The 1,178-nt window shown below is 64.3% G+C and carries 1 protein-coding gene; it reads right to left on the minus strand.

All coding sequences use genetic code 11. The features are described 5' to 3' along the window. Positions 1-1,175 (minus strand): acetyl-CoA C-acetyltransferase (locus tag C8K61_RS26585; RefSeq protein WP_108195002.1); only part of this gene is annotated, 1,175 nt, incomplete at its 3' end. Positions 1,176-1,178: the final 3 nt, after the last annotated feature.

The raw sequence follows: 1,178 nt of genomic DNA on the forward strand, positions 1-1,178 counted from the left end.
CGTTCCAGCGCCAGCGCCACACCTTGCCCACCACCGATGCACAAGGTGGCCAAGCCCTTCTTGGCGTCACGCTTGATCATTTCGTGCAGCAGGGTCACCAGCACGCGGCAACCTGATGCGCCGATCGGGTGGCCGATGGCGATGGCGCCGCCGTTGACGTTGACCTTGCTGGCATCCCAACCGAGTTCCTTGCCCACCGACAGCGCTTGTGCGGCGAAGGCTTCGTTGGCTTCGATCAGGTCCAGTTGGTCCAGGGTCCAGCCGGCTTTTTCCAGGCAGCGTTTGGTGGCCGAGACCGGGCCGATGCCCATGATCGCTGGGTCTACACCGGCGTTGGCATAGGCCGCGATTTTCGCCAGAACCGGCAAGCCCAACGCCTTGGCTTTTTCGGCGCTCATTAGGATCACAGCAGCAGCGCCGTCGTTCAGGCTGGAGGCGTTGCCGGCGGTGACGGTGCCGTCTTTCTTGAACGCCGGTTTGAGTTTGGCCAGCGCTTCAGCGGTGGTGCCGGCGCGGGGTTGCTCGTCGGTGGCGAAGGCGACCGGGTCACCTTTGCGCTGTGGGATCAGGATCGGGGTGATCTCGTCGTTGAAGCGCCCGCCTTCAATCGCGGCCACGGCTTTCTGCTGCGAACCCGCAGCAAAGGCGTCCTGCGCTTCACGGCTGATCTCGTACTTATCCACCAGGTTCTCGGCGGTGATGCCCATGTGGTAGTCGTTGAACGCATCCCACAGGCCATCGGTGATCATGCTGTCGATCACCTGCGAGTGGCCCATGCGCAGGCCGGTACGCGCGCCGGGCATCACGTAGGGCGACAGGCTCATGTTTTCCTGGCCGCCGGCAATGATCACCTCGGCGTCGCCACAGCGAATCGCCTGGGCTCCGAGGTGCAGGGCTTTCAGGCCCGAGCCGCAGACTTTGTTCAGGGTCAGTGCCGGCACTGCTACTGGCAAGCCAGCCTTGATGGCGGCTTGGCGGGCCGGGTTCTGACCGGCGCCGGCAGTCAGCACCTGGCCAAGGATGACTTCATCCACTTCGGCGCCATCAATGCCGGTCTGCTCCAGCAGAGCGCGGATAACGGCGGCGCCAAGATCGACGGCAGGAATACCGGCCAGCGAGCCCTGGAAACTGCCGACGGCGGTACGGGTGGCGGCAACGATTACGACGTCTTGCATGGC

Origin of the sequence: Pseudomonas sp. GV071 (assembly GCF_003050835.1) — a bacterium.
In the GTDB taxonomy this organism is placed as follows: Bacteria; Pseudomonadota; Gammaproteobacteria; order Pseudomonadales; family Pseudomonadaceae; genus Aquipseudomonas.